At 55.7% G+C, this 21034-nt stretch carries 16 protein-coding genes; 7 read left to right on the forward strand and 9 right to left on the reverse strand.

Annotated elements, in window-relative coordinates; genetic code table 11:
- Nucleotides 1-7: 7 nt before the first annotated feature.
- The 7 genes from QZ377_RS09310 to QZ377_RS09340 form a co-directional block, all read right to left on the reverse strand.
- Nucleotides 8-1435 carry a hypothetical protein gene (locus QZ377_RS09310; protein ID WP_291440882.1) on the reverse strand — a complete coding sequence of 476 codons (1428 nt, stop codon included), beginning with the start codon at nt 1433-1435 and terminating at the stop codon, nt 8-10.
- 163 nt (nt 1436-1598) lie between these two features.
- Nucleotides 1599-2768: a tetratricopeptide repeat protein gene (locus QZ377_RS09315; RefSeq protein WP_291440883.1), complete on the reverse strand. Its 1170-nt coding sequence runs from the start codon at nt 2766-2768 to the stop codon at nt 1599-1601.
- 3 nt (nt 2769-2771) lie between these two features.
- Nucleotides 2772-3074, reverse strand: coding sequence for a septum formation initiator family protein (locus QZ377_RS09320; protein ID WP_291440884.1), 303 nt, complete (start codon nt 3072-3074; stop codon nt 2772-2774).
- A complete protein-coding gene (locus tag QZ377_RS09325) occupies nt 3074-3328 on the reverse strand; it encodes a hypothetical protein (RefSeq protein ID WP_291440885.1) in 255 nt (84 codons plus the stop codon). Before QZ377_RS09325 ends, QZ377_RS09320 begins: the two co-directional genes overlap by 1 nt.
- Nucleotides 3325-3885: a CDP-diacylglycerol--glycerol-3-phosphate 3-phosphatidyltransferase gene (pgsA, locus tag QZ377_RS09330; RefSeq protein ID WP_291440886.1), complete on the reverse strand. Its 561-nt coding sequence runs from the start codon at nt 3883-3885 to the stop codon at nt 3325-3327. Before pgsA ends, QZ377_RS09325 begins: the two co-directional genes overlap by 4 nt.
- A 221-nt stretch (nt 3886-4106) precedes the next feature.
- A complete protein-coding gene (locus QZ377_RS09335; protein WP_291440887.1) occupies nt 4107-5021 on the reverse strand; it encodes an Mrp/NBP35 family ATP-binding protein in 915 nt (304 codons plus the stop codon).
- 35 nt (nt 5022-5056) lie between these two features.
- Entirely contained in the window at nt 5057-5698 is a 642-nt protein-coding gene (locus QZ377_RS09340; RefSeq protein ID WP_291440888.1) for a protein-L-isoaspartate(D-aspartate) O-methyltransferase, read from the reverse strand.
- A gap of 192 nt (nt 5699-5890) precedes the next feature.
- Between QZ377_RS09340 and QZ377_RS09345 the strand changes: the two genes are divergently transcribed.
- Nucleotides 5891-7216 carry a M23 family metallopeptidase gene (locus QZ377_RS09345; RefSeq protein ID WP_291440889.1) on the forward strand — a complete coding sequence of 442 codons (1326 nt, stop codon included), beginning with the start codon at nt 5891-5893 and terminating at the stop codon, nt 7214-7216.
- A 237-nt stretch (nt 7217-7453) separates the two neighbouring features.
- A complete protein-coding gene (locus QZ377_RS09350; protein ID WP_291440890.1) occupies nt 7454-11788 on the forward strand; it encodes an acyl-CoA dehydratase activase in 4335 nt (1444 codons plus the stop codon).
- 324 nt (nt 11789-12112) lie between these two features.
- Here the strand turns inward: QZ377_RS09350 and QZ377_RS09355 are convergent, their stop codons facing one another.
- Both QZ377_RS09355 and folK read right to left on the reverse strand, forming a co-directional pair.
- The gene (locus QZ377_RS09355; RefSeq protein ID WP_291440891.1) at nt 12113-12406 is read right to left on the reverse strand and encodes a transcriptional regulator; all 294 of its coding nucleotides are present in this window, start codon (nt 12404-12406) and stop codon (nt 12113-12115) included.
- A 110-nt stretch (nt 12407-12516) separates the two neighbouring features.
- Nucleotides 12517-13077 (reverse strand): 2-amino-4-hydroxy-6-hydroxymethyldihydropteridine diphosphokinase, encoded by a 561-nt coding sequence (gene folK, locus QZ377_RS09360; RefSeq protein ID WP_365854791.1) that lies wholly within the window; start codon nt 13075-13077, stop codon nt 12517-12519.
- A 241-nt stretch (nt 13078-13318) separates the two neighbouring features.
- On the opposite strand from folK, the gene xerD reads away from it, so the two are divergent.
- From xerD to mutS, 5 genes are all read left to right on the forward strand, one after another.
- Nucleotides 13319-14251, forward strand: coding sequence for a site-specific tyrosine recombinase XerD (gene xerD / locus QZ377_RS09365; RefSeq protein ID WP_291440893.1), 933 nt, complete (start codon nt 13319-13321; stop codon nt 14249-14251).
- Nucleotides 14248-16965, forward strand: a complete 2718-nt coding sequence (locus tag QZ377_RS09370; protein ID WP_291440894.1) for a CBS domain-containing protein — start codon at nt 14248-14250, stop codon at nt 16963-16965. Before xerD ends, QZ377_RS09370 begins: the two co-directional genes overlap by 4 nt.
- Nucleotides 16966-17132: 167 nt before the next feature.
- Nucleotides 17133-17687, forward strand: coding sequence for an HIT domain-containing protein (locus QZ377_RS09375; protein WP_291440895.1), 555 nt, complete (start codon nt 17133-17135; stop codon nt 17685-17687).
- Nucleotides 17688-17836: 149 nt separating this feature from the next.
- Entirely contained in the window at nt 17837-18370 is a 534-nt protein-coding gene (locus tag QZ377_RS09380; RefSeq protein ID WP_291440896.1) for a LapA family protein, read from the forward strand.
- Entirely contained in the window at nt 18346-21021 is a 2676-nt protein-coding gene (gene mutS / locus QZ377_RS09385; RefSeq protein WP_291440897.1) for a DNA mismatch repair protein MutS, read from the forward strand. Before QZ377_RS09380 ends, mutS begins: the two co-directional genes overlap by 25 nt.
- The last annotated feature ends 13 nt before the right edge of the window (nt 21022-21034 follow it).

Consider the following 21034-nt stretch of genomic DNA (forward strand, 5'->3'; position numbering starts at 1 on the left):
ATATGCGTCAGTTCCGTGGCCCGAAGGGACTTGGACGCCCGCCCGGCAACGTGGTCGGAGCGGCGCTGTTGTCCGGCACGTCACCGGATGGGGAAACAGCACCGGTTTCTTCCGGTACGGATTTTTCAGCCGGTTTTTCCGTGGCGGGCGCTGGAGTTTTGGCGGCTTCGTCCACAGGGGCAGAGCTTGCCTTGCCGGTTTCTTCAGCGGCAGTTCCGGTCTTGTCTTCCCCTGCCTCATCTGCACGGGGACCGAAAGGACTCGGCATGACTACCGTCGGCCTCTCTTCGCGAGGACCAAAGGGACTCGGTCTGCCGGCATCCATATCCGCTGGCAAGCCAAGACCGGCAGGTTGCGGGGCGGGAGCCGCACGGCGAGGCCGCTGCGCTCTTTCCACGGGTACGTTTTCTCCTTCAAGCTGACGTTCCTGAACCCTGCCCTTCTCTGCGCGCTTGTTCTTGAGCAGCACACTGTCGTGGCTGCCGGGCTGGAGGTCGTGGGAAGGAGTGCCCGCAGGCCGCGGCGCTTCGCCTTCGGCGGCAACAGCATCGCCGGGTGTCGGCACAGCCATGGCAGGGCCGTCGAGATTCTTGCGCTTGCGTTCGGGTTGGGGAGGCGGTGGCAGCTTTTCCCGTTCTTTTGGGAAAAACGCCAGCCCCTGATCCACACTGCCGCCACCTTCAGGGAAGCTGCCTTTTTCAGCAACGGCAAAAACAAGGGGCAGATTGCCCAGGTAACGAACAAGATAATAGAACGTGCCGTTTACGTTGGTGCATGTGCCGGAAGAACTTTTGGTAACGGCTTCATCCCAGTTTACACCAGCCAGAGGCGTGGCCGCGAAATCATACTTGCCAGGCCACAACAGAGCCTGGGGAGAAAGAATAACCACGTTTTCCGGGCTGCCGGAATATTGCATGAGTGCGCGCATGTCAAAATAAGTTGCCACCACACCCAAAAAATCTACCCCGTCATACAAAGGAGCGGCCAGCAAGACCTCCGGCCCCAGAGGAGAAGGCTGCACATCGGCCCGCAAGGCACGGCTGCTCTGTTTTTTATCTTCATAAAGCAGAGGGATAAAATCAAGCTGCTTCATGGGGTTGGCAGGCTCCTGACCAAGGATGCTGCCGTCGTACTTGACGCCCGCGAAACCGCTGACCCAGGGGAAGCTGTTGAAGAACGTGACAATCCAGTCACGCGTGGGCGGCTTGTCGGCGTTGAGCATAACGCGCTCAAGGCGGCTCAGCTCCACATCAATACCCATCATACTATGAGTCAGGGCCAAAGCCTGCGGCGAAAGTTCACCCTTTTCGTCATAATCCACCGAAGCAGGCGGACTGACATAGGTATTCCAGAATCCTTTGGTGGACTTCCATGCATTTTTGGTTGGCTGGTACGAGCTGCAACCTGCAACAAGAAAAGCGGCAGCTGCCAGCATGAGTATGTTCCGCAGATATGATTTGAACACCGTGTTCTCCCTCAGCTTTAGAGCAGCCATGCATTATTGCCGGACAACTCCGCACGAATGATAAAGCGCCGTCAGACAGCGAGCAGAGCCTTTCAGCGCTCTGGCGGTACAGATAAATAGGTCTTAAAATTTGTCAGCTGTGCGCCCTGGCCTCAACACGTTCTGCCAGCGCCTCAAGCATGCTTATGAGTTTGTCTTTGCCGCTTGCCGCCTCAGGCGTGGCGGTATCCGGAGCTGGCTCTTCCGCCTGTGCGCTGCCCAGCCGTGCGTTCAGGGTTGCTATCCTCTGGCGCAGGTCGGCACTTTCCTCCGGCGCTGTGGCAGCGGCGGCCAGCTCGTGATAAATATCCAGCGCCCCTTTGGTGTCACCCTGCTCGGCCAGAACTTCGGCCATGGAGCGGGTGCGCAAAGAAAACCGCTCTTCTCCTTCCTCGTTTCCTTCATCGCCATGGGCAGAAGGATCTTCTACCGCGGTATCCGGCGCAATTGTGGCTTCTTCTGCTACCGGAGAAGCCTCATAAGCAGTCGTATGATCAGACTGCGGCGGCAAGACCTCATCCAAGGCCTTGTCAGGATCAAAAGTCGCAAGCTCGTCGTGTGTCAAATGTTCATGCGCCAGATGCTGATGCGCGGAGTGGACAGCAGAAAGCGTGTCATCCACAGGAACAGCCTTTGCCAAGCTGTCTTCAGGCAAATCGGCGGATTGTTCAGAGCTGTCTGAATGCGGTGCGATTGCGGCCTTATGGTCAAGGAAAGAACTTGCAGGCTGGCTGCCGAAAGCAGCCGCGCCTTCATCTTCAAGTGAAGCTTTAACGTCTTTTGATGCACCACTGGCATTGCCGGGAGTTTCATTTTTCTTTGGCTGGCGATGTACAGTGCTGCTTGGGACATCCTGACCAAGAAGGCTGTTAACGCCCCGCTCCATCACCTCTTGCAAGGATACCGGCCCACGGGCAAAGTTGAGCGCCAGAAAATTCATGACGGCCGCGGCATCCGGAGAATGGGCTTCCGAGGCCAGGCTAGCTGCCCAAGCCTGCCAGAAACCGGCATAAGCCGTGAGCATCTTACTGAGTTTTTCGACCTGTTTTTCACAGGCGGCCTGTTCTCCCGCTTTGTAGAGCAGCTCAATCAGAAATATGCGGGCTTCAAGAAATTCGTCGTGCCGTTTCAAGCCCCGCTCCAGAACCTCTACAGCCTCATCGGTCCGCCGTGCTTCCGCCAGCAGACGTGCCAGCGGAAAAAAGACCTTGGAGTTGGGTTCCAGATCCAAAACTTCTTTATACCACTCAATTTTTTCTGTCATATACTACGGCTCCCGATGGGGCTTGGCCGATGTGTCAAAAAGGTAAAGTACCTCATTGTCCCGCACATAATGCAGGCGCTGCCGGATGACTTTCTCCACATACTGGTTGTCAGACTGCAAAAGGCGGATTTCACGGCTGAGAGCCATATTTTCCGCATCCAGACCGGCTATCTGCGTTTCGAGAGCGGCGTACTGCCGTTTGAGCTCACGATACTCAAGCAGCCCGGTAGGACCCCAGACCATACGGCTGAAAAGCACTACACTGATCAGGCCCAGAACCACAAGTATGAAAGAACGCCAGAACATTATTGCAAAAGCCGTCTTTTTTGAGTTTTGCCCTTGCGGGAAAGTTTCAGTTCCGCAAGAAATGTTGCGGTAGCGTTTTCAAGCCGCTGGACATCCTCTTCAGCCAGATCCATCTGGTCAACCTGAGAAAGGTAGTCTTTGAGAGAGTTCAATTCTGAATCGAAATACCGCCCCCACACTCCGGCTTTCATGTCCGGCTCCAGTTCCAGTATGGTCTGGATGCAGTTTTTGAGGCGTATCTGCAGCTTGCTCATGCCTTGCCGGAATCCTTGCGCTCGCGGGTGCGACGGTAGAAATCATAGCAATAGTTGCTGCCGGAAATAAGCGCCAGCGCCAGGGCGGCGTACAGCAGCACCTGCCCTATGGGTTGCGGGTCCATACCCCACAGGGGATAATGCAGGGTCAGGGGAACAATCGCAAAAATCTGCAGAATCGTCTTGGCCTTGCCGAACTTGTCCGCAGCAAGCACGATGCCTTCGTCAATGGCAATAGCGCGAAGGCCTGTGACCACAAGCTCCCGGCAAACCATAATGATCACAACCCAGGCCTCAGTCCAGCCGAGCTGGACAAACATAATGAGCACAGAGCAGATGAGCACCTTGTCGGCCAGCGGGTCCAGGAACTTGCCCATGCTGGTAACCATATTGGAACGCCGGGCCACATAACCGTCAGCCCAGTCAGTAACTGAAGCAAAAATAAAGGCCAAGGCCGCGATCTTGCACACCGTTGGACCTTCAAAGTAAAGAAGTAAAACCACCAGAGGGGTCATAAGAATACGTAACAGCGTAATTTTATTAGCAAGGTTAAGCATTGTATTTATTTTGACTCTCCCGGAGAATTTTTGTCCAAATAACATAAAAGCAGACGAGAGAAAAGAAGAAAAACTCTCCTGCCGGGCTGCGCAATCCGACAGGAGAGTTTTTTACTGCAAAAAATACCCCTCCCACTTTTCCGCTGGCCTTACTGCCCAAACTGCTGAAAACAGCTTATGCACTGCGGCGAACCGGCGTCAAACGGGGCAGGGCCATTCTTTTAGGTGTGTGAGGTGGCCAGAGCCTCAAGGCTATTGTCGCAGGCGTCGGCAATGGTGTCTGCCAACTGAAGAAAGGCTGCTTTGGCCGGGCTTTCCGACTCAAGATACACCACAGGAACCCCGCGGTCCGCAGCGACCACCGTGGTGGGATCCAGGGGTACGGCTCCAAGGAACTTGAGTCCGTAGCGCTTTGCGAGGTCTTCGCCGCCGCCTTTTTTGAAAAGATCAATTTCCTGATGACAGTGCGGACACACAAGACCGCTCATATTTTCCACAACGCCAAGAACATTTGAGTTGGTATATTGAAGAAAATTGATGGCCTTGCGCACATCCGCCAGAGAAATTTCCTGCGGCGTGGTCACGACCACACAAAGTGCGTCAGGAATGGACTGCATGACGGTCATATGCTCATCGCCAGTACCTGGAGGCGAGTCAATGAGCAGAAAATCAAGATCGCCCCACTTCACGTCCGAAATGAACTGCCTGATAGCGGCTGTTTTTTTCGGTCCGCGCCACAGGATGGCCTGATCCTTGTCCTGCAGCAGCGAGTCCATAGAGATGACAGACAGGTTTTCGTTATACGCCGCCGGCAGCATAAGCTCGCCGCCGGGATCCATCTCGACGGTGCTTGTGAGACCCAGCAGGTTGGGTACGCTGGGGCCATGCAGGTCTACATCGAGAATGCCCACCTTGAAACCACGCCGGGCCAAGGCTGCCGCAGTGTTGACGGTGACGGAACTTTTACCCACCCCGCCCTTGCCGCTCATGACAAAAAGCTTGTGCCGGATATGCCCGAGCCTGTCGGCGATGATTTTGTCCTGCCGGGCGACAGGATCACTGCATTTTCCGTCTCCACCCTTGCCCGTGGCGCTTGGACAGGAGGAAGATGAAGAACAGGAGGAACAGGAAGCCATGACATCTCCTTGTTGTTGGTGGCGAGGGGGCCGTGCTACCAGCCGTGGTCGCCCACCAGGTCCACAAAAATGGCGGGGCCGAGGTCTTCCCCGGTCATGCGGCCCTGCTCCTTGCGAAAACGCATGAGCCGCTGTGCGCGGGGGCGTGGTCCCACGGGAATAAGCAGAATACCGCCCTCATCAAGCTGATCCGTCAGGGGGCGCGGCACTTCCGGCCCGCCTGCCGTGACGATAATCCTGTCAAAAGGGGCGGCCTCGGGCATGCCCAGCGTGCCGTCCCGACGCTGCATGTGTATGCCGCGCAGGCCCAGTTGCCGCAGGAGGTTTCCTGTATCCTGGTACAGCTCGCGTAAACGCTCCACTGTAAAAACAGTGCAGCCCATCGTTGCCAGCACCGCTGCCTGATATCCCGAACCCGTGCCGATTTCCAGCACACGTAGGCCGCGGCGCACTTCAAGCAACTGGCTCATAAGCGCCACCACATACGGCTGCGAGATGGTCTGGCCGTAGCCGATGGGCAGCGGGGTGTCCTCATACGCCTGGGCGCGCAGCGCTTCTTGCACGAACAGATGACGCGGCACAGCCGCCATGGCGGCCAGCACCTCGGCATCGTTTATGCCTCTGGCTTCAAGTTGTTCACGCACCATACGCCGCCGCAGGCGTTTGGGGTCCACCATGGGGCTGCGTGTGCGTGCTGGCGCTGGGCCTGTGTACTTGGCGTGTTGCATACTGCGGAAGTGAAAACAGATTTTGCCCGTCAAGTCAATGTGCTCTGCGGCTTTAACGGGACGTTATAAAAGTTCCAGACTTTTCCTTGAAACTTGGCTTTCTTTATGCAAGGCTTTACGGAGTTTAATGAGGAGCCTGTAATGCGAAAAAAAAGTATGTTTTCATCGGTATTGGGTATTTTAGTCGTCGTTGCTCTTGGCGTCGGCGGCTACACATTCTTTAAGGACCTTGAAGGGCCTGTTATTGACGTTTCACCCAACACCGGCAGAGTTTCCCCCGCCAGCGTGCTTACGGTCAGCATGAAGGATCCTTCAGGAATTCGGTCTATTACAGTTGGCGTCCGAAAGAATAACGTTCTCAACGTTATTTTCAACAAACATTTTGATCAGTACCTGCCAGAGCGCACTGTGGAGGTTCCCCTGAAAGACGCCAACCTGCGTGAGGGGGCCTTTGATCTTGAGGTGCGTGCAACGGACGGCTCTTTGGCCGGCTTTGGGCAAGGCAATACCCGCACAGTGCAGCTTCCTATGCGTCTGGACACGCAACCTCCGCGCATATCCGTCAAAACTCTGCCGCCCAACGTTCGCCGTGGCGGTGCTGCGGTTGTCCGTTATACGGTTGACGAAGACGTCACCAACAGCGGTGTGCTGGTGGCCGGTTATTTTGTGCCGGGCTACCTGCAAAAAGATGGCAGCTACATCTGCTTCTTCCCTTTTCCTTACACCATGACCGCCAAGGACTACAAGAACAGCGTGGAGATCACAGCCACCGACCTGGCGGGCAACGTCACCAAAAACCGTCTGACAGTTATGGCTTTTGAGCGCACGTTCAAAAGCGACAGCCTTGAACTGAGCGACAACTTTTTGCTGAACGTGGAGAACAAGCTGCGGCATCTTGCGCCAAATGCATCCAATCCGCTGGAATGCTACCTGTACATCAACAATCAGGTACGCGCCGCCAACGTGGAAGACCTGCGCAATATCAGCAAGGACACGGCATCAGCCATGCTGTGGAGCGGCGTTTTCCAGCGCATGCCCCGCTCTGCCCCGCGCGCCGGATATGCAGATCACCGCTTTTATAATTATCAGGGCAAACTTGTGGGCGAATCCTACCATCTGGGCTTTGACCTGGCCTCTGTTCGTAACGATGACGTGCCTGCCGCCAACAGCGGTCGCATAATATTCAGCGGTGACCTGGGCATCTACGGCAATATTGTGGTCATTGACCACGGCCTTGGGCTCATGTCTCTCTATTCCCACCTTAACGACTCGATGGTCAACGCGGGCGATGTGGTGCAAAAAGGCCATACCATCGGGCATACAGGCACTACCGGCCTCGCTTTCGGCGACCATCTGCACTTCGGCATTATGGTGGGCGGCGTTGAGGTAACCCCCCTCGAATGGCTTGATCCCAAATGGATACGTGACAACATCACCAGCCGCATCGAGGCATCCATGGCACAATAAAAAAGCGCCTGTGACAATGCTCAAGCCGTGCCTTTTGCACAGAGACCGGACCAACCGGCTCTTGCGAAAGGCACGGCGTTTTTTGTGGCAATCAGGGGCTTGTATTTAACACAGCATGCAGTATATCTTGATTGTATAGCTGGAAAATATCACGGCTTTTCCATAATCAAGGATTTTCCTTATGAAAGGCTCGATTTGTCAATCCCCATTAACACACAGAAATGTGAGGACTTACTTGTGTCTCCACATCCTGCGGCATTTCTTGGTCTGGACATAGGTTCCACCACTGTCAAACTGGCACTTCTGGACGGCGAAGGCGTGGTTATTGAAACCATGTATCGTCGTCATGGAACTGCTGTCAGAGCCACTTTGTCTGCTCTTCTAGACGAGATGGCACAAAAATATCCCTTATTACCAGTGCGATGCGCCATCACAGGCTCAGGAGCTCTGGACCTTGGCGAAGCGCTTGGCCTGCCTTTCGTGCAGGAACTGCTTGCCACGGCCCGAGCTGTGGCTGCCGCCGCCCCGCATACCAGTGTGGCTGTGGAGCTGGGTGGTGAAGACGCCAAACTGCTCTACCTGGGGCAGGATGTGGAGCTGCGCATGAATGAGTCCTGCGCGGGCGGCACAGGCGCTTTTATCGACCAGATGGCCCGTCTGCTCAATACAGATGCGCAGGGCCTCAACGAACTGGCATCGCGCCACACCACCCTTTACCCCATTGCATCTCGCTGTGGTGTTTTCGCCAAGACTGATATCGTCCCCTTGCTGAATGGCGGAGTGGCACGCGAAGATATTGCCGCCTCCATCTTCCAGGCCGTGGTGGAACAAACCATTGGTGGTCTGGCCTGTGGCCGCCCCATCGAGGGAACGGTGGCTTTCCTTGGTGGGCCGCTACATTTTTTGCCGGAGTTAAAAAAACTGTTCATCAAGGCGCTGAGCCTGGGCGAAGAAGACATCGCCCATCTGCCCCATGCGCAGTGCGCGGCTGCGCACGGAGCAGCCTTGTGCGTGGCAGGTATGCAGGCTGAAGTATCGCTGGTGCGCCTGGATGCCCTGGCCGGGCAAGCCCGGAGCCTGTCGCGCGAACGAGCCAGTCCGCTTACCAAGGCCCTCCCCCGCTTTTTTTCCCACCAGGACGAATACGAAACCTTCAAAAAACGTCATTCTGACGACAAGCTGCCCCGGGCAGCCCTCAACGAAGCTAAAGGTCCATTATACCTCGGGCTTGACCTGGGTTCCACCACGGTCAAAGCCGCCCTTATGGACAGCCGGCAATGCCTGTTGGCGTCATGCTACGTATCCAATGGCAGCCACTCGCTACAGGTTCTTTTACCGCCCCTGGCAGACATGCTTGAACAGATTCCGCCGCAGGCCTGGCTTGCGGGTACGGCCGCCACAGGCTATGGCGCTCAGCTTGCCGAAGCGGCCCTGAAACTGGACTGTGTCACGGTTGAAACCCTGGCACACTTCAAGGCGGCCCATCGCATTGTGCCGGAAGTCAGCTACGTCATTGATATTGGCGGACAGGACATGAAGTGTCTCAAGGCTGAAAACGGTGTTATAACCAACGTAAGTCTTAATGAAGCCTGCTCTGCCGGCTGCGGAGCTTTTCTTGAAAGCTTTGCCATAGGGCTTGGCATGGGTATGGATGAATTTGTTCAGGCGGCCCTTTACGCCGAACACCCGGCCGACCTCGGTTCGCGCTGCACGGTATTCATGAATTCCAAAGTTACCCAGGCACAAAAAGAAGGCATGAAGGCCGCCGACATTGCCGCGGGCCTGTGTTACTCTGTTGTGCGCAATGCTCTTGACAAGGTTTTGCGCATAAAAAATGTGGATGAACTGGGCCAGCATGTGGTGGTACAGGGCGGATCTTTTCTCAATGATGCCCTGCTTTGCGCAATGGAGCGCACCCTCGGCCATCCTGTGCATCGCCCGGTTTCATCTGGTCTTATGGGGGCTTATGGCGCAGCCCTGACAGCGCTTGAAGCCCGACCCGCTCATGAAGAGCACCATTCGCCCATAACGGCTGAACGCATACGCGGCCTTGAAATGCGCAGCCGCAGTTTTCGCTGCCGCGACTGCGGCAACAATTGTCTTCTCACTGAAACGCGCTTTTCACATGGTGAACGGCACTTTTCAGGCAATCGTTGCGACAAGTTTGCCAATAGCGGCAACAAAAAAGCTGAAAAAGCCCCCAATATTTATGACTGGAAGTACCGCCGCCTGTTCAACTATGAACCGCTGCCTGTGGAAAATGCCCCGCGCGGCATTTTAGGCATACCGCGTGTACTCACTATTTACTCGCATTACCCCTTCTGGTTCACCCTGTTTACAGAGCTTGGCTACAGGGTGGAGCTTTCTCCTCCCACAAATCGCGCCCTGTTCGCTCGTGGGCTGGCCTCTGTGCCTTCCCAGAGTGTCTGCTACCCGGCCAAACTGGCGCATGGGCATGTGCTTGCCCTTATTGAGGCCGGTGCAAAACATATCTTTCTGCCCTGCATCCCGCGTGAATCCAAAGAATTTGATGAAATGTGCGATGCATTTTCCTGCCCTGTTGCCTGTGGTTACCCCCAGGTTGTGCGTGAAAACCTGCCTGAACTTGCCGCAGGCAAGGTCGCCATGTACGCCCCTTTCGTCAATCTCAACCATACCTCATCCCTTGTCCGCAATCTCTGCCAGGAAATGGGCCTGCCCAGGGGAGAGGTGCGTGCCGCCATAAAAACCGCGCGGCGTGAGCAGGAAAACTACCTGAATGAACTCCGGCAAGAAGCAAAAAAGCTGTATGGCGCTACAAGCCGCCAGGGAGGAACGCTGGTTATTCTGGCAGGACGGCCTTACCATGCCGATCCCCAGGTTCATCATGGCCTGCCGGACTTCATAGCCTCGCTTGGAGCCACGGTTTTGAGCGAAGACTGCTTGCCCCGGACGTGGCTTCAGAAAACTTCAGTACCTGGCCTGCGCGTACGAAACCAGTGGACCTATCCCGCACGTCTTTACCGGGCAGCGGCATGGGCGGGCCAGACGGAACACGGAAAAGCCCGCGTTGAACTCGTGCAGCTTACGTCATTCGGCTGCGGGCTTGATGCCATCACATCAGACCAGGTGCGCGAGCAGTTGCAGGAATGCGGCAAGCTCTACACCCTGATCAAAATGGACGAAGGAAACGCTCTGGCTTCGGCGCGCATTCGCATTCGCTCCTTGCTGGCCGTGGCCCAGGGACGCGGCGAACAACTCGCCGTCCACGCGGCCCCGTCGCCCCCGCCTGTCTTTACCAAAAAAGACGCTCAGTCACGGCTCATTCTTGTTCCACAGATGGCCCCGTTGCATTTTTCCCTGATCACGGAAGGCGTCGCAGGCAGCGGCCACAGCATCAAACTGCTGCCTCATGTAAGCCCTGAGGCTATCAGCCTTGGGCAGGCGTATGTAAACAATGACGCCTGTTATCCCGCTATCGTGGCCATCGGCCAACTGCTGCACGCCTTGCAAAGCGGCGAGTATGACCCGCAGCGGGTGGCGCTTTTGCTCTCGCAAACCTGCGGCCCCTGCCGCGCCAGTAATTATCCGGCTCTGCTGCGCAAGGCACTGCTGGAATGCGGCATGGATTCCGTCCCCATCCTTACCTTGAGCACCGCGGGAACAGAGGGGCATCCCGGATTCAGGCCCAGCCGCGGCATGCTCCACCGCATGCTGCTTGGCATGCTCGGGGGCGACATGCTGCAGCGTCTTTCGCTTTTTACCCAGACCTATGAACGGCGCCCCGGCGATACAGAAGACCGGACAGCCCACTGGCTCCGCGTTCTTTCGCCCATAGTGAGGCAGGGTGATGACAGGGCATTCCGTCACAGTATGGATCGCCTTGTACGCGACTTTGAGCAGATACCACTGGATTCCGGGCGCCGCCCGCGCGTTGCGGTTGTGGGTGAAATTCTGCTCACCTACCACCCGGACGCCAATCGGCATATTGTTGACATCATCCGTCAGGAAGGCGGCGAACCGCTGTTGCCGGATATCACAAACTTCATGCTCTATTGCTTGCGGGATTCCATATACGACTGGCAGCGTCAGGGCGGCAGCGCCCTGGATGCCCTTGGCAGCGCTCTGGTCATCAGAAAGGTGGAAAGTCTGCGCAAAAGCATGCGACAGGCCCTTGCCCGCTCACCTCTGGCAGAAAGAGTCATGCCGGTGGCCCATGTGGACACCTTGGCCCGCATGGGTGAAACCATGCTTTCATTGGGCAATGCCGCAGGCGAAGGCTGGCTTTTACCTGCGGAAATGCTGGAATTTCTTAACCATGGCGCAAAAGACATTCTTTGCCTGCAGCCCTTCGGCTGCCTGCCTAACCATGTGGTGGGCCGCGGGATATTCAAAACTGTACGCCGGATGGCGCCCCAGGCCAATATAATGGCCATTGATTACGATCCCGGCAGCAGTGAGGCCAATCAGTTGAACCGCATCCGCCTTTTCATGGCCATAGCCAGAGAAATGGCGCGGGAGCAAGGCATTCTGCGGCTTGGAGACCTTCAGGACCAGTCGGACTTTGCCAAAAAACTTTGTGGCGTGACGTAGGCCGTTTTTACTGAAATAATAGCAAATTGCGCTGAGCGCGCAGAGTGACTGCCGAACCATCAGGCGGACGCGGGCTTGCCCGCGTCCGCCTGATCAGTGAAGCCGGTTTTCACGAAAATCAGTCCCGCGCCCGCAAGGCGCACCGGGGTGGCCCCCTGAAAATGCTATGAAAGGTCCGCCTCAAAATATCCAGAGCCGCGGCCGCAACTAAGCGATATAAAATCTTTGTGCCAATGCCGTGCTGGAGCCTGAACGCAAAATACGGGTGAAAAACCAGCCAGAAAGCTGTTTCTCACCCGTGAAATGTAATGGATATATTGTGTCTTATTCGCGTGGAGGAAGTTCGCGGCCGCTCTCTTCAAGGCGCTGCAAAAATTTATCGCGGCATTCGTAGCTACAGAAACGATGGATGGTTTCTCCGTCACGCACAGAAATATTGCCCTCAACAGCAACATAGGTTCCGCATTCTGGATCTTTGACCATTTCGCCCGCAGCTATCTTGCGCTCCAGTTCAGCAGCGTTGTCCTCTTTGTTTTCTTTTTTCTTTTTCAGCACGTCGTTGGCAAAAAGACGATAAAGGGCGTAGCCCGCCAGAATAAGAATTAGCCACTTCCACATCTGTCATGCTCCTTAGGTCCGTGCAGGGCACGGGCGCGTACGGCTCTGGTGCGGCTTCCGTCAACATTCATGAAAGCCGTGGGCAAGATTATCACAGGGCCCTCTTCCAGTCACTGAAAAATTCTCTGCCCGTCCTTTTTGTACTGTAGGCGCGAGAGCCATTCCGTAGCGGGTAAGCCGTCAATAACGGCATGTGGGGCAACATCAAGCAGTGGTACGAGGGCAAAGGCCCTCTGCGTCAGGCGGGGATGCGGCACAAGGCAGTGAGGGTCTTGGCTGCGCATCTGGCCGAACAGCAGCAGATCGGCGTCAATGGCTCTCGGTCCAAAGCGCAGCGCCGGATCAGCGCTGCGCACCCGGCCAAGGTCTGCTTCAATGTCCAGCAGGGCATCCACAAGAGAGCACGGCGTCCAGGAAGCATCGGCAAAAAGTTCTATCACCTGGTTGAAAAACCAGGATTGATCCGCGTACCCCTGTGGCTCGGTGCAGTAGAGAGGCGACGCCGCCCCTGTGCGTATGTGCGGCAAGGCGGCCAGCCCCTGCCGGGCGCGTGCCAGCATCTCCTCCGCATTTGCGCAATTGGATCCAAGGCATACATAAGCCTGGAGCCCTTTTCCCGACGAGTTTTCGGGCATAGCCACTCCCCTTCCGATGGATATTTGTTCGATCATAAACGCGTGAACTTGCCGTTTACAACGGACAAAGTTTGCCTTTGCCTGCTCTGCGGTAATAATCTGTTCAAATCCCTGCGGGCATTTCAAGCATGAAGTATTCCGTCCTCGTCAATACGCCGCTGTGGATAGCACAGGCGCAAAGGGAACAAAAGCCTCTGCACAAGCCCTTTTGCCCGCATCCGGTTGGGGGATATGTAAAAAACTTGCCCGTCCGGCACAAGGCGGCTAGCATACGGGTATGATCAAGCAAGACACGGCCCCATCATTTTTCTGTCCTCTGGCCCCTCTGCTGCCGCTATGGCAGGATTATCTGCTGGCTCAGCGGGGCCTGTCACCCCAGACCGTTACCTCCTACGGGCAAGACCTTGAAAACTTTTTTCTTTTTCGTCAGGAACTGGCCCAGGGCGAAGCAATAAGCTTACAGCCCGACGAACAGGAAATATTCCTTTACCTTGCATGGTTACGCGCCCGGCAGAATACTGGGCGGACATTGGCGCGCCGCCTTTCAGCACTGCGGGCTTTTTTCGATTTTGCCGTACAGGAAAGCGTCATAAAAAATAATCCGGCGCAGTTGCTGGACAATCCCAAACTGCCCCAATACCTGCCCGAAGTACTGAGCCGGGATGAAATGGAAGCCCTTCTGGCACGGCCCGACATGCGAGACAGAGGCGGGCAGCGCGACCGCTGCATGCTCGAACTGCTCTACGCCGCCGGCTTGCGGGTGTCTGAGCTGTGCGACCTGTGTTTGCCCGATCTGGACCTTCAGCGCGGGCTGGTACGTGTTTTCGGCAAGGGTGCCAAAGAACGCCTTGTGCCGCTGCATGGCCTTATGCAGAGCATGCTTGAAAACTACATCCGCGATTGGCGGCCAGCTTTTTCGCCCACAGGCAATCAGCTTTTCGTCAATCGTTCCGGCCGCGCGCTGACACGGCAGTATATCTGGAAGATGGTAAAGAAATATGCGCTGGAGGCAGGCATACGCCGCCCTGTTTCTCCCCACACATTCCGCCATTCTTTTGCCACACACCTGCTTGAAGGCGGCGCGGACCTGCGGGCAGTGCAATTATTGCTCGGGCATGCCGACATCAGCGCTACAGAAATATATACCCATGTACAGGCAGAACGCCTGCGTGGCATCCACCGCAAATTCCATCCCCGGAGCCAGATGTGAGCCATGTGAGCGCTGCCAAAGCCACGCTGATAACCTGCCATGCCAATGCGGACTTTGACGCCTTTGCCGCCATGCTGGCCGCCCGCCATCTGTACAGACCGCACGTTCTGCTTTTTCCGGGCAGTCAGGAACGCGGCCTGCAAAAACTTTACGCCGCCCTTGATACCAAAGCCTACAGTTTTGCCACCAGCGCGGAACTGGACTGGAATTCATTTGACCGGCTGGTACTGGTTGATACGCGCCAGCGCGGCAGGGTCAGCCATGTGGCCCCCTTGCTGGATCGCCCGGATGTACGCGTGGAAATATGGGACCATCATCCGGAATCAGGCGACGACATTACTCCCGACAAGCTGTATTTCGCCTCCATAGGCTCTGTCACAAGCCTTATAGTGCAGCACCTGCGCGAAGCCGGTATTCGCCTTGAAGCAGAAGATGCCACCCTGCTGGGTCTCGGCATTTATGGCGACACCGGCTCCTTCACGTATTCATCCACGACAACGGCTGACTTTGAAGCTGCCGCGTGGCTGCTTGGTCAGGGCATGGAAGTCAACCGCATAAATGATCTGGCGGCCCATGAACTGACCAGCCTGCACATACAGGCGCTCAACAGCCTTCTGGAATCGGCCCAATCCTACACCATCAATGGAACCCAGGTAGTTCTGGCCGAAGCATCCATGGAGCATTATCTGGGCGATTTTGCCTACCTCGCGCATCGGCTTATGGAAATGGAGAAATTCATTGTTCTTTTTGCCATTGGCCTCATGGGAGACCGTATACAGGTTGTGGCCCGCAGCCGCAGCGATACTGTCAATGTGGGCGATATCTGCGCGGCTTTGGGCGGCGGCGGGCATGTTTATGCGGCATCGGCCTCTGTGCGGCACATGACCCTGCATGAAGTACGCGATGCCATTCTGCGGCAACTCTACGCGCAGGCACAACCTGACAAGACGGCACGTGAATACATGTCATCCCCTGCTGTAGGCGTTGAATCGACAGCGACCATACGCCAGGCGGATGAACTGATGATGCACTTCGGACTCAAGGCGGTACCTGTCTTCATACCCGGCACACGAAAATGTGAGGGGCTGCTGGACGCCCAGACAGCCTCGCGCGCCAGCGCCCACGGACTTGGGGCCGCCAGTGTGGAAGATTATATGCAGCGACGCATCCAAACCTTGCCGCCGGAAGCGGTGCTTAAAGACCTTACCGCAGCCATTGTCGGAGCACGGCAACGCCTGGTACCCATTATCGAAGATGAAGATGTCATCGGCGTTGTGACGCGTACCGACCTTATCAATGTTTTCGCCCACGAGCCCGGCACCCTGCCCGTGCTGAAGCATTCCTCCAGCAAGGAGCGGCATGTGGGCAAGCTCATACAGGACCGTTTGCCCGCTTCCGCAAAAAACCTGCTCCATCTGGCAGGCCAGCTTGGCCGCGACCTGGGCTTGCCCGTCTATGCTGTGGGCGGCTTTGTTCGTGACCTTCTGCTTAACAGGGCCAATCAGGATATCGATCTGGTGGTGGAGGGCAACGGCATAGCTCTGGCCAAGGCACTGGCCGCGCAGCTTGGCGGAAGAGTGCGCGAACATCAGGAATTTCTGACTTCCGTGGTCATCTTCAAAGATGCCGAAGGCCACGAATCACGTATCGATGTGGCTACTGCCAGGCTTGAGTATTATGAGTATCCCGCTGCCTTGCCTACAGTGGAGCTGTCTTCCATTAAAATGGACCTGTTTCGACGCGATTTTTCCATAAATGCCCTGGCCGTGCGACTGGACAGCTCTCCATTCGGGCAGCTCGTGGACTTTTTCGGCGGGCAGAGAGATATAAAAGAGCGCATTATACGAGTACTTCATACCCTGAGTTTTGTTGAAGATCCTACACGCTGCCTGCGCGCGGTGCGCTTTGAGCAACGCTATGATTTTCGCATAGGCGCAGGCTCGGAAAAGCTTATTAAAAATGCTCTGGGGCTCAAGTTGATGGACAGGCTCAGCGGACCACGCCTTTTTCATGAATTCAAGCTGATTTGTGATGAAGACAACCCGCTGGCCTGCCTTGAACGGTTGGACCAACTGGGCATACTGCCGGCCATCGCACAACAGTTGACGCTTACACCAGGGAAGAGAAATATACTCGAAGAACTTCAGGACATGCTGTCCTGGTATCGCCTTCTATATTTTGAAAAAATGCCTCAACCCTGGCTCGTATATTTTTTCGGGCTTTGCCATGGCCTGCCCTATGCGGAGACATCCGTGCTTTACCGGCGGCTGGGGCTGCCAGAAAACAAAAGAAATGACATCCTGGGCCAGCGAGAACAGATGCGTACCGTGAGAGGACGCCTGGAAAGTCTGCAAAAACACCAGAGCGCCCAGGAATTCAAGGTGAGCGCCCTCTACGGACTACTGGCCCCTCTGTCGCTGGAGTCCCTGCTCTACCTTATGGCCGAAACCAATGATGAAAGCCTGCAGAAAAAACTGTCTCGCTATATTACTCAGTGGCGTCATGAAAAAGTGGACATCACCGGCGAAGACCTTAAAAATATGGGCCTGTCGCCCGGGCCTCTTTTCAGCCAAATCCTGCGTTCGGTGCTTCAGGCCAAACTTGACGGCGAAACACCAGGGCGGGAAGAACAACTGGCGCTTGCACGCAGCCTGGCCCGTAATAGAACAAAAGACGAAGAAAAAAAGCTTGTACCAGCCATGCGCAACAATTAATCAAAAAACGGTTTTCGCGCGGGTGCAGGCCTGCGGACAACCCACTTTGATTGAATTTAATGTGCACATAATACACTGAATATATTGCTCATATTACACATCAACATTTTATGCCAGACGGGTTTTCCACTTGCTCCTGATCATCAAGCGGTGTATAGAAAAAAACTATGAAACAATTGTGGGCACCTTGGCGTATTGAGTACATTCTTGGACCAAAACCAGACACCTGTGTGTTCTGTCTTCCCACCGGCACACAGGAGGACGAACAGCGCCTCGTCCTTTACAGAGGACAGCATGCCTTTGTAATCATGAACAAGTTTCCGTATAATAACGGGCATGTTATGGTTTGTCCGTACAGGCACGTCATGAACCTTGCCGACCTGAACACCAATGAAGCCCATGAAGTTATGGACCTTCTTCAAACTTGCGCCACAATATTAAAGAAACACTTTAACTGTGAAGGTATCAATATCGGTCTCAACCAGGGTGAGGCTGCCGGAGCCGGAATCAGGGAACACATGCATTTTCACCTGGTACCGCGTTGGAACGGAGACTCGTCTTTTATGGCGGTCTTTGACGAAGTGCGTACAATGCCTGAGCATCTAAGCCGCAGCTACGCGGCATTGAAACCATATTTCACGCATGGCGCTTTGGCTGGGGAGCCATACAGCGCCGGTTCCTCGCCCCATCAGGAAGGTTGCAGTCCGCAGCGAAACAGTTGACGGAATCAGTGGCGAAGGAAGTGTTTTTTACGCCGGGCGGCGTGAAAAATTCGGCTGGAGGGCGCAAGCTATGCCCCTCATGGGCGGGCGGCATTCTCAAAAAGCCCGTGAATTTTTTGAGATAGCTTTAGCCTGAGAGGAGTGTGTCTATGCGGTATATCAAGGTTCTCTTGCTGGCCATCGTCTTTTTTCTTGCCCTGGTGTTCTTTTTTCAGAATCAGGGTCCTCTTTCACAGGACATGGTGTTGACGCTTCACCTTTTCTTTATTCCGCCCATGCATTCCATCCCGTTGCCGTTTTATTTTCTGGTGATTGTGGCTTTTGCCCTGGGCTCCCTGCTTACCCTGAGTTTCCTTGTATGGGACAAGCTCAACCTCTCGGCCCGTCTGATGAAGCACAAGTGGCACATCAGCAGCCTTGAACGCGAAATGGCCCAGCTGCGCAAAAAGGCCGACATGGAAACCGCAAAGCGGAGCTTTTTTCATAGGAACAAGGAAAAGACCGATGCCGCGCAGCCTGTTCCGGTTGTGGCCGCCCCGGTTTCAACCGCGGAAGAATCCCTTGCTCCTGACCCTGACAAGCAGCCAACACGTATCGCGTGGCCTGCTCCGCTGTTTCTAACACGAATCCCGTACTCCTTTTGCCATGAAGCACTGCCATGTCTGAACCCACTTTCAAGATGACCCCCATGTTTGAGCACTACATGAGCATCAAGGCTGATTACCCTGATGCTCTGCTTTTTTATCGCATGGGCGACTTTTATGAACTTTTTTTTGGTGATGCCGAGCTTGCGGCGCGTGAACTGCAGATAACTCTCACCAGCCGCAGCAAGGACCCGAACAATCCCATTCCCATGTGCGGCGTTCCCTGGCATGCCGTGGATACCTACGTGGCGCAGCTTGTTGACAAGGGCTATCATATTGCCATCTGCGATCAGGTAGAAGATCCAAAAACCGCAAAAGGACTGGTAAAAAGGGCTGTAACCAGCGTCAAGACTCCCGGAACCGTGCTTGATGACGCCAACCTGAACACCAAAAGCCATAACTACCTTGGCGCGCTCTACCCCGGAAACGATGCGGAAAAGGGCGGCTTTGCATGGCTGGATGTTTCCACCGGTCAATGGTCGGGCGTGGACTTCAGACGACAGGCGGAGCTATGGCAGTGGGTGCAAAAAATGGCCCCGCGCGAACTTCTTGTTCCTGAAGGTTTTCAGCCACCCGCCCGTACGTTGCTTGAAGGTGTACGCCTTGTGCGCCTGCCCGTCAGCCGCTTTGATCTCAAACGCTCTACCGAGCGCGTGCTGGCGGCGCAAGGAGTGCGTGAAGCCGCAGCTCTTGGCCTTGAAGGCCGCGATGAGATCATGCGCGCGTGCGGTGCATTGCTTGCATATCTTGCGCAAACACAAATGCGCAGCCCCGAACACTTGCAACCTTTTCAGCGCCTGGATTTGAGCCGCAGACTCATTGTTGACGAAGTTACAGAGCGCAATCTGGAAATTTTCACCCGCCTGAACGGGCGCAAGGGCAAGGGAACCTTGCGCCACGTGCTGGACGACACCATGACGCCTATGGGCGGCCGCCTGCTGGAAGACATGTTGCGCCACCCCTGGCGGGAAACTGCCCCCATTGTTCGCATACAGGACGCTGTGGACTGGTTTTATGCCGATGACGGCCGCCGGACCGCACTGCGCGAAGCTCTTAACGGCGTATACGATATGGAACGCCTTTCCACGCGCATCAGCCTCAATCAGGGCAGCCCGCGCGACTTTATAGCGCTGCGCAACAGTCTGGCCGCCCTGCCGCAAGTTTTTGCCGTTCTTACCGAGCCAGCAACGTCCCTCTTGCTGCGCCCCGATCAGGAAAAAGACACCGCAGAAAGCTCTTCGCAAGAAAGCAGCGTTGCACAGCCCCGTGCCCTGAGCGAGCTTCTCAAGACCTGGGACACTATGGAGGACTGCACACAACTTCTGCAAAGCGCTCTTGTAGACAGCCCTCCCCCGGTCATTACTGACGGAGGACTTTTTAAAAGCGGCTATAACGCCGAACTGGACAGGCTGCTGGACCTGGCCGAGCACGGCGAACAGAAACTACAGGCCATGCTGGCCGAAGAACAGGCAACCACAGGCATTGCTAAGCTCAAGCTGGGCTATAACCGTGTGTTTGGCTACTATTTTGAAGTGTCACGGGCAGCCCACAGCGGCACTGTACCCTACCACTTCATCCGCCGCCAAAGCCTTGCCAATGCCGAGCGCTTTACCACCGAGGCTCTGAAAGACCTTGAGGAAGAACTGCTTTCCGCTTCAGACAAGCGCAAGGCACTGGAATATTCCTTGTTTCAGGATTTGCGCCAGCATATGGCCGAACAGCGAGAACGTATTGCCCACATGGCTCAGTTGATAGCGCATCTTGATTACTGGCAAAGCCTTGCGCAGGTAGGCCGTCTGAACAACTGGTGCAGGCCCGAGCTTGAAACTGACGCCAGCCTGACCATTCGTGAAGGGCGACACCCCGTGGTAGAGGCCATGATCGGCCGTGCCAATTTTGTTCCCAACGACTTCAAGCTGGATGAAAAACGCCGCCTGTGCCTGCTTACCGGCCCCAACATGGCGGGTAAATCCACCGTATTGCGCCAGGTTGCCATCATATGCCTTCTGGCGCAGATGGGGTCAATGGTTCCTGCCACATCCGCACGGCTCGGCCTTGTGGACAGACTTTTCTCTCGCGTGGGCGCTTCTGACAATCTGGCACAGGGCCAGAGCACCTTTATGGTGGAAATGATGGAGACCGCGCGCATTCTGCGTCAAGCCACAAAGCGCAGCCTTATTATTCTGGACGAAATCGGCCGCGGCACCAGCACCTATGACGGGGTGGCTCTGGCTTGGGCCATGGTTGAAGACCTTTCCCGCCGGGCTCAGGGAGAATTACGTACGCTTTTTGCCACGCACTACCACGAGCTCACCGCCCTTGAAGGCAGGATAGATGGCGTTTTTACGATGAACATCGCCATCAGTGAGTACAGCGGCGACATTCTTTTCCTGCACAAGCTTGTTCCCGGCCCTGCGGACAGAAGTTACGGCGTTGAGGTGGCAAGGCTGGCCGGCGTGCCTGGCCCCGTGGTACAACGTGCCAGAGCCATTCTGGCCAATCTGGAACGCGGCCGTGATGTGGCGCGAAAAGCGGTTGTTTCGGCGGTGTGCCTGCCCGGTATTGACCTGCCCGCAACCAGGCCCGAAGAAGACATGCCTGTTCTGCAAGCGGCTCCCCCACGATCCGAACATCCCGTAGTAGAATTGCTGCGCCAGATCGAGCCGGAAGAATTGAACTTGAAGATATGAGCCATGTGCCGGA

It is taken from the genome of Desulfovibrio sp. (genome assembly GCF_019424165.1).
In the GTDB taxonomy this organism is placed as follows: domain Bacteria; phylum Desulfobacterota; class Desulfovibrionia; order Desulfovibrionales; family Desulfovibrionaceae; genus Desulfovibrio.

Excerpts from the sequence above, each read along its gene's own strand:
- QZ377_RS09310 (WP_291440882.1), bottom strand. The coding sequence starts at position 1,435 with ATGCTGGCAGCTGCCGCTTTTCTTGTTGCAGGTTGCAGCTCGTACCAG.
- QZ377_RS09380 (WP_291440896.1), top strand. The coding sequence starts at position 17,837 with ATGCGGTATATCAAGGTTCTCTTGCTGGCCATCGTCTTTTTTCTTGCC.
- QZ377_RS09340 (WP_291440888.1), bottom strand. The coding sequence starts at position 5,698 with ATGGTGGACCCCAAACGCCTGCGGCGGCGTATGGTGCGTGAACAACTT.
- QZ377_RS09355 (WP_291440891.1), bottom strand. The coding sequence starts at position 12,406 with ATGTGGAAGTGGCTAATTCTTATTCTGGCGGGCTACGCCCTTTATCGT.
- QZ377_RS09345 (WP_291440889.1), top strand. The coding sequence starts at position 5,891 with ATGCGAAAAAAAAGTATGTTTTCATCGGTATTGGGTATTTTAGTCGTC.
- pgsA (WP_291440886.1), bottom strand. The coding sequence starts at position 3,885 with ATGCTTAACCTTGCTAATAAAATTACGCTGTTACGTATTCTTATGACC.
- QZ377_RS09315 (WP_291440883.1), bottom strand. The coding sequence starts at position 2,768 with ATGACAGAAAAAATTGAGTGGTATAAAGAAGTTTTGGATCTGGAACCC.
- mutS (WP_291440897.1), top strand. The coding sequence starts at position 18,346 with ATGTCTGAACCCACTTTCAAGATGACCCCCATGTTTGAGCACTACATG.
- QZ377_RS09325 (WP_291440885.1), bottom strand. The coding sequence starts at position 3,328 with ATGAGCAAGCTGCAGATACGCCTCAAAAACTGCATCCAGACCATACTG.
- QZ377_RS09375 (WP_291440895.1), top strand. The coding sequence starts at position 17,133 with ATGAAACAATTGTGGGCACCTTGGCGTATTGAGTACATTCTTGGACCA.
- QZ377_RS09320 (WP_291440884.1), bottom strand. The coding sequence starts at position 3,074 with ATGTTCTGGCGTTCTTTCATACTTGTGGTTCTGGGCCTGATCAGTGTA.
- xerD (WP_291440893.1), top strand. The coding sequence starts at position 13,319 with ATGATCAAGCAAGACACGGCCCCATCATTTTTCTGTCCTCTGGCCCCT.
- folK (WP_365854791.1), bottom strand. The coding sequence starts at position 13,077 with ATGATCGAACAAATATCCATCGGAAGGGGAGTGGCTATGCCCGAAAAC.
- QZ377_RS09335 (WP_291440887.1), bottom strand. The coding sequence starts at position 5,021 with ATGGCTTCCTGTTCCTCCTGTTCTTCATCTTCCTCCTGTCCAAGCGCC.